The following is a 7,059-nucleotide window of genomic DNA, read 5'->3' as shown; positions in this document are numbered from 1 at the left end:
GTAAGAAAGTGCGCGTAGTTTCGATGCCATCGACCGATGCGTTTGATAAACAAGACGCAGCCTACCGCGAAGCCGTACTACCAGCCGCCGTGACTAAGCGTATTGCAATTGAAGCAGGCATTGCCGACTTCTGGTACAAGTACGTTGGTTTTGGCGGCAAGATCATTGGTATGACCACTTTCGGTGAGTCAGCACCAGCGGATCAACTGTTCAAAATGTTCGGCTTTACAACTGAAAACGTGGTGAAACAAGCACAAGAGTTGCTTGCTTAAGTCTTCTTATTTTTAATGCAAAAGCCCAGCGATTCATCCGCTGGGCTTTTTTGATCTTGTCGCGTGTGAAAAGAGATACATCACTTAAAAGGCACGCCACCAAAAGGCATAACTTAATTATTGGAAACAATAAATAACACTTCCACACGACGGTTACATGCTTTACCTGCATTGGTTTTATTCGTACAAGCCGGAACGTATTCACCATATCCACGGGTAAAAATAGAGTCCATCGCCACATTACTTTTCACTAAAGTGTTCTTTACCGCTTTCGCTCGACGTTCAGACAAACCATCATTAAAAGTTGGCGCTCCACTACTGTCCGTATGACCATCAATCACAATATCAATACCGGGTTCTGAGGCTAAATAACGTCCCATCATAGTAAGCCAGTCACCAGAGCCAGAGGAGACGGTGGACGAGCCCGTTTCAAATTTCACCGTATCTTTCAATTTAACCATAATGTGGTTACCCGGGAGAACCTCGTAATCAACGCCATTCTTCAATAAAAAACTTTGCAAAGAATCATAACTACTCACGCGCTGCTGTCCCATCGGGCCTTGAACACCTGTTGAAGCAATCTTCGGCGCATAGCCCCATTCAGGGTAGAGCACGTCAAAATCACCTTTTGGCGCTGCATCCAATAGATTGTCGCTAAACATCCGATCTGCGGTGGCTAATGTTCCACACCCCGTTAACAACATTAATAACGGTAAGGCTAAATACTTCATTCAAGCATCACTCCATTCTCTTACTACCTAAACTGTATCGGCCAAGACTGTAAAACTTTATATATATTTGGTAGCAATTTCGTGGTTGTTTCTGTTTTCCTTGTCACGGTAAGCCGTTAGAATTCAAGTATTCTTTTTTAACTCAATACTCGTTATGAAAAAAAACACACGCTATTGGTTGACTCTCATCACAACACTACTGATTCTAGCAGGCTGCGGTGACAACACTACGCCACAAAAAGGGAAACAATATGATGAGCTTCCCGTAAGTCTTGCAACATACCGCCTGCCAGCCGTCACGGAAGTGTTTTCGCTGACTTGCGGACACTGTCGTTCAATGGAAAAGGTCATCCCAGAGCTAGAGAAAATAACAGGCGAAACATTTGGTAAACTGCATGTCACCTTTAACGAAGGCGCACAGATTGGAGCCATGATTTACTATTCAGCCGTGATGCAACTGGGAGCAATTCCCGATCATGCCATGATGGAACAGCTATTTTCGGTCGTGCAAATGGACGAAGAAGTAACGTTAAGTGAGCGTAAAGAAGCGATTGATTTGGCCTTCAGCCAGCGAGGGCTAATCAGCCCGTATTCGTTAGATGATGAGCAGCAAAAACAGTTATTCCAAGAGATTCAGCTCGCTGATGATATTTCAGTAAAAGGCCAAATCAATGCCGTTCCAACCTTTATTGTGAAAGGCAAATATTTAGTCATCACCTCCGGTCATAAAGATGTAGCAGATATCGCGAATACCATCTCATATTTATTGACTCACCCCTAATCCACAAGGCTTTAAAAATATGTCTAAATTTGTATTTCCAATTATTATTTTCTTACTGGCTGGCTTTTTTATCTATCGTACGTGGAATAACCACAAAATTGCCGATGAAAATTTTGCTAAAGGCCAAGCGTTTTTGGCTGAAAATACTCAGCAAGATGGCGTGATAACAACCGAAAGTGGCCTGCAATATCTCGTACTCCAACAAGGTACTGGCACCGTTCATCCGAAAGCCAACAGTCGTGTAAAAGTGCATTATCACGGAACTTTACTTGACGGTTCGGTGTTTGATAGCTCGGTTGAACGTAACGACCCGATTGTGTTTGGTTTGAAGCAGGTGATTCAAGGCTGGCAGGAAGGTCTACAACTGATGGTGGAAGGACAAAAAATGCGCCTGTTCATACCCAGTAATTTAGGTTATGGCAAAAGTGGCAGCGGCCCTATCCCACCTGCATCCGTACTGATTTTTGATGTGGAATTAATTGAAATCCAGTAAAGCGGTGTTGAGCCGCATTACGCGGCTCTATTCTTGAGAAGGGACTGGATAAAACACCAGTTTTCCTTCCTCTACCATCACACAATCCATTCCTCCAGCGTGAGCGGCTTGTTTACCCAAATGAGTATCTTCAAACACCACACAATGCTTAGGTTCGAGATCTAATAAAAAGGCTGCACGCAAAAATGTATCTGGATTCGGTTTATGGTTTTCAACATCAGACGCCGTTACTACAGCATCAAAGCGATTTAATAGCCCAGACTTTTTAAGCAATGCGAGTGCACTTTGCCTTTGGCTTCCAGTCCCAATCGCAAGCTTCTTTTTACCATAAAACTGCTCAACAACTTCATGGGTACAAGAAATTACCTCGCCACTATTTTCGATAGAAGAAAATGCCGCCATTTTAAATTGAGCGACCAGCTCTGGCACCAATTTGAGATCGTGCAGCTTATTGATTTGTGAAACGATTTTAGCGCTAGGCATGCCACCTAAACTGTGCAACCACTGTTCTGAGAATGGGAAGCGAAAATGTTGCGCTGTTTTTGACCAAGCCTCTAAATGCGCTGGCATGGTGTCAAGCAACGTACCATCCATATCAAAAATAAGCCCTTGGTAATTTTCTAATTCAATCATGCTTACAGAGTGCCTCTAACAAATTCTATGGGAATCAACAAAATAAAAGTTCCAATATTGTGTCACGATAATGAATGTAATTTATATTTTTGCGTTCATTGATATACGCTTCATTTAATCCTAACATTCTAATTAAACATACTAATAATTACATTTTCATCAATTATTGTCATTTTACTTAGGTGTATAATCTCATGAGTATCAAACAAAAATTATATTCACTGGGTGCTATTGCGGTTATCGGGGTTCTGGTAATGTTAGCCACTACCACACATTTTTCCCAAACCACCGAAACGCTCAATCAAGCCATTAACTTAGTCGATAAACTTGAAATTAGACTGCTCAATTTGCGGCGCAATGAGAAAGATTTTCTTCTGCGAAGCGACGTGAAATACCTTGAAACCTTTAAAAAAAACAGCACTCTTTTTTTAGATCTGGAACAGCAACTTTCCCTCATCCTGTTAGATCGAGATCTCCCCTCTAGTAGCCAACTCCGACAAGATCTTTTGGCTTATAAACAAGGTTTTGAAAAATTGGTGCAGGCTTATAGCCTATACGGATTAAATGAAAAATCCGGCCTTTTAGCCACTTATTTACAAGCATTGGAAACCATAAAACCTAATGCTGATGATGCATTACTTTTAGAGCTAATGGCGTTTGATCAAAGCGTGCAGGTTGGAGAGCTGCAAAACAGCACAGTGACTAACCGTTTTCCGGCATTAGCACAGGCCGCCCAACAGCTTGTCGATCAGAAAAAAGTGATTGGTTTGAAATATAATCAAGGGCTACTTGGTGAAGTACGTAACCTTTCTCATAATGTTGAACAACAGTTTGTTACCTTTTCTGAAGTGTTAAATAAAGAGATTACAAGTATTGAGCAAGAACTTAACTATGTGAAGCAAGGGCTCAGTGCGTTAGTGATCGTGCTAATCCTTGGATTTATTCTCCAAATAGCGCGCTCCATTAACGTGCAAGTGAGTAAGTTGTTATCAGTGATGCAAATGATTTCAAACAGCAACAACATCAGTTTGCGTGTTGAACTGACTGGCCGCAACGAGCTGGTATCGATCGCAACTTATTTTAATACCTTACTCGATAAGTTCGAAACTCTTATCGCTGGCTCTCAAACAAAGTCTCACCAGCTATCGAACAGTACATCAAGTATGCATAACGAATTAGAAGATGTGATTGAACAGTTTCACGTTCAGGCTGACCACACCACGACAATGGCAACGGCCGTTCAAGAAATGGTGTCCACCATCAGCGAAATTTCAGAAAGTACCAGTGTAGCGGTAGAAGGTGTACACAAAGCCGCGCACAATGCTCAGCAAGGGCGTTTGGTGGTGGAATCAACGGTAAAAAATGTCGATGAACTCTCACGAACATTGGAAAAAAGTCAAATCTCCATCGCCTCATTGAACAAGCATGTCGAACAAATTGGCGGTGCTGTTAACATCATTCAAGGTATCGCAGAGCAGACCAATTTACTGGCATTAAATGCCGCGATTGAAGCCGCTCGCGCCGGAGAACAAGGAAGAGGCTTTGCTGTGGTCGCCGATGAAGTCCGCGCACTTGCCAGCCGCACGCATCAGTCAACGGAAGAGATCACCAATGTCGTTTCTGCAATTCAAAGCCAAATGAGCACCGTTGTCACTGATATTGCACAATGCAACACTCAAGGCCATGCGACGCTAACGGCTTCAGGAGAACTGGATAATAGTTTACGTCAGATTCTCTCTGACATGGAAATGATACAAAGTAACTCTGAGCGAATCGCCTCTGCAATTGAAGAACAAGGCATTGTGATGAACCAAGTCAGTGAATCGATCACCGAACTTAACTCTATCTCTGATAATAATATGCACTCAGCCAAACAGTGTTTGATTGAAGTCGATATCGTTTCCAAACAAGCAAACGACATGGACAACGCGGTCGCCGAATTCCAGACTCAGAAATCCGTCAGTTAGCCAATGTATAGAGATAAAATATAGCGAGAGTTAGTGAAAAGGGTCTAGAGTTAGACCCTTTTATTCATGTTTGCTTAAAGCATAACAAGATGTGGATTACTTTTGTATTCCTTCAACATAGAGTTCCATATCGACATAGCTTGAAGTGCCCATTACTGCAATATTGAAATCCGCGAGTTCGATACGTGTTGTCCCCGAAAAACCAGCGCGTTGGCCACCCCATGGGTCTTTACCTGCACCAATAAATTCTGCATCAATAGTAATGGGTTTGGTTTGACCATGCAGAGTAAGATCACCGAGCACTTCTAGTTTACCATTCCCTTTATCAACCACTTGAGTACTGGTAAACGTGGCTTGTGAATATTTTGATGCATCAATGAAATCAGCACTACGAATATGTTTATCACGTTCAGCATGGTTACTATCCAGGCTGCGAGTATCCACATTAACTTTCACTTTTGAGCTTGCAAGGTCGTTAGGATCGTAGGAAAACTCACCATCAAACTTGTTAAAGCGACCCTTGGTAAAGCTATAACCAAGATGGCTGACTTTAAAGTTAATTGAAGCATGCGCACCTTTGGTATCTATAACATAGTCAGCAGCGTTTGCACCTAGCGGCATGAGTGTTGCGAAAGCCAATCCAGTAGCAAGTAACGTTTTCTTCATTTAGAAGCTCCTATCATTTTTCGTAGCGTATCGTCTTTATCAATAAAATGGTGCTTGAGTGCGGCAACAGCGTGCACGCCTGCTAAAATAATCAGCGTCCAAGCTGCGTAAAAGTGAACCGTGCCAGAGAGATCGGCTTGTCCTTCAAACAGCAAGCCCATACTTGGTACAGTAAACCAATTGAAAACATCAATCCCTCGGCCATCTTCTGTTGAGATCAAATAGCCTGATACAAACAGCGTCATCAATAATAAATACATTAATCCGTGCGCCGCTTTAGCCGCAATGCGCTCATAGTGGCCGCCACCAATGGCAGGAGAGACACTCACCAATTTCCATAGTATGCGGAACAGGGTGACCGCGAGCAGCAACAAACCGACAGATTTATGCCAATGTGGCGCGGTGTTATACCATTGACTGTAATAGGTTAACTCAACCATCCAGATCCCAACACCAAACATACCAATGATAACGAGTGCGGATAACCAATGGATAAGACGCGTGACTAAGTTGTAATTTTTAACTTCAGTTGTCATAAATTTTCTAAACCAGCAAGTGAAACAGCAACAAAGTGAATTGAATCTATATTCTAGCCTAAATTATTAACACAGTATTTACCATACTTTACATTGTGGACATACTTTAGTACTGATTGAGTTATTCGAAAAAACTGAAGGAACTTATTGTGGATATAGATAACCACGACTTAGGCTCAAACAACTTGAAACAACGGTAGCTTCAAATCATAAGGGTATAACACCTGTAGAATGCTCGTATTAGAAGAAATAGTGTGAAAGATCAAGAACTCGCTATTTGCTGCTCGTGCTTGTTGATAACTGTGGTAATCTTGCTTGGCTTTATTAAAGGAGAACAACGAGTTGCTATTGGACATACTCACGCAAAGCGTCAACGAATTTCAAGCTGACTGTCTAAAACTTTGTGAAAAGCACTACCCCACCATACACAACCAAGGAATGAGCGAACATCACTTAGGACTAGCTTTTGCTCGCAGGTTGGCTCGTACACTCAGTGAATTTGGGCACCCATGCCACTATTCTGTTATTGAATCAATCCCTCAGCGAGACATGCCACACCACTACCGAGTGAGCAGTGATGCAGGAACAGTATGGATCCTGACTCACCATATGGTCAGTGCTGGTAAAACCTGTCGAGAAAAGTTGATGCAAGACATTGCGCAGTGGAAATATGAGTACGCTTACGCGATTCAACCGAATGATTTACTGTTATTACTGACCGATCACTGGATCAGTCGTAGCCAAAAAAGTCGCGAGTTACTTCATTGGTGGACAGGGCAATTACCCGATGAAATAGATCAATACCTCGCACAAGGTATCACGCTGTATGAAAGTGACTCATTGCTAACTCAATCTTTAGAGAACCGTTTTCAAATTAGCCCTTGTTATATTAAATTTAGCCATCCTTTAAAACGCTCTAAAAACCAGCAACTAGTCCGAAAATACGTTCAATTATATGCCGTATTACAATGGGCGTAATG

The 7,059-nt window shown here is 42.3% G+C and carries 9 protein-coding genes; 5 read left to right on the top strand and 4 right to left on the bottom strand.

Features of this window, described 5'->3' with window-relative positions:
* Nucleotides 1-272, top strand: a 272-nt coding sequence (locus AACQ17_RS04115) for a transketolase-like TK C-terminal-containing protein (protein WP_276206487.1), incomplete at its 5' end; no start/stop codon positions are given.
* 113 nt (nt 273-385) lie between these two features.
* On the opposite strand, the gene AACQ17_RS04110 is transcribed toward AACQ17_RS04115, so the two are convergent.
* A complete protein-coding gene (locus tag AACQ17_RS04110; protein ID WP_013867846.1) occupies nt 386-1,003 on the bottom strand; it encodes an OmpA family protein in 618 nt (205 codons plus the stop codon).
* Between the two features lie 154 nt (nt 1,004-1,157).
* Here AACQ17_RS04110 and AACQ17_RS04105 point away from each other — a divergent pair, with 154 nt between their 5' ends.
* Together AACQ17_RS04105 and AACQ17_RS04100 are read left to right on the top strand one after the other, a co-directional pair.
* A complete protein-coding gene (locus AACQ17_RS04105) occupies nt 1,158-1,784 on the top strand; it encodes a thiol:disulfide interchange protein DsbA/DsbL (protein WP_047690361.1) in 627 nt (208 codons plus the stop codon).
* A gap of 19 nt (nt 1,785-1,803) precedes the next feature.
* Nucleotides 1,804-2,277 carry an FKBP-type peptidyl-prolyl cis-trans isomerase gene (locus AACQ17_RS04100; protein WP_017046439.1) on the top strand — a complete coding sequence of 158 codons (474 nt, stop codon included), beginning with the start codon at nt 1,804-1,806 and terminating at the stop codon, nt 2,275-2,277.
* Nucleotides 2,278-2,304: 27 nt separating this feature from the next.
* Here AACQ17_RS04100 and AACQ17_RS04095 read toward each other — a convergent pair whose 3' ends face one another.
* Nucleotides 2,305-2,910, bottom strand: coding sequence for a beta-phosphoglucomutase family hydrolase (locus AACQ17_RS04095; protein ID WP_017046438.1), 606 nt, complete (start codon nt 2,908-2,910; stop codon nt 2,305-2,307).
* A gap of 194 nt (nt 2,911-3,104) precedes the next feature.
* On the opposite strand from AACQ17_RS04095, the gene AACQ17_RS04090 reads away from it, so the two are divergent.
* On the top strand, nt 3,105-4,877 hold the full coding sequence (locus AACQ17_RS04090) for a methyl-accepting chemotaxis protein (protein ID WP_094123417.1): 1,773 nt from the start codon (nt 3,105-3,107) through the stop codon (nt 4,875-4,877).
* A 96-nt stretch (nt 4,878-4,973) separates the two neighbouring features.
* Here the strand turns inward: AACQ17_RS04090 and AACQ17_RS04085 are convergent, their stop codons facing one another.
* Complete coding sequence (locus AACQ17_RS04085) at nt 4,974-5,543, bottom strand: YceI family protein (RefSeq protein ID WP_094147472.1); 570 nt, start codon at nt 5,541-5,543, stop codon at nt 4,974-4,976.
* A complete protein-coding gene (locus tag AACQ17_RS04080; RefSeq protein ID WP_013867852.1) occupies nt 5,540-6,079 on the bottom strand; it encodes a cytochrome b in 540 nt (179 codons plus the stop codon). Before AACQ17_RS04080 ends, AACQ17_RS04085 begins: the two co-directional genes overlap by 4 nt.
* A 342-nt stretch (nt 6,080-6,421) precedes the next feature.
* Here AACQ17_RS04080 and AACQ17_RS04075 point away from each other — a divergent pair, with 342 nt between their 5' ends.
* A complete protein-coding gene (locus AACQ17_RS04075) occupies nt 6,422-7,057 on the top strand; it encodes a hypothetical protein (protein WP_026027861.1) in 636 nt (211 codons plus the stop codon).
* Nucleotides 7,058-7,059: the final 2 nt, after the last annotated feature.

Source organism: Vibrio sp. V10_P2A27P122, from assembly GCF_963874335.1.
GTDB classification, from domain to species: domain Bacteria; phylum Pseudomonadota; class Gammaproteobacteria; order Enterobacterales; family Vibrionaceae; genus Vibrio; species Vibrio anguillarum.
Note: the sequence above shows the minus strand (reverse complement) of the source record. Positions and strands in the feature narration are given on the sequence as shown.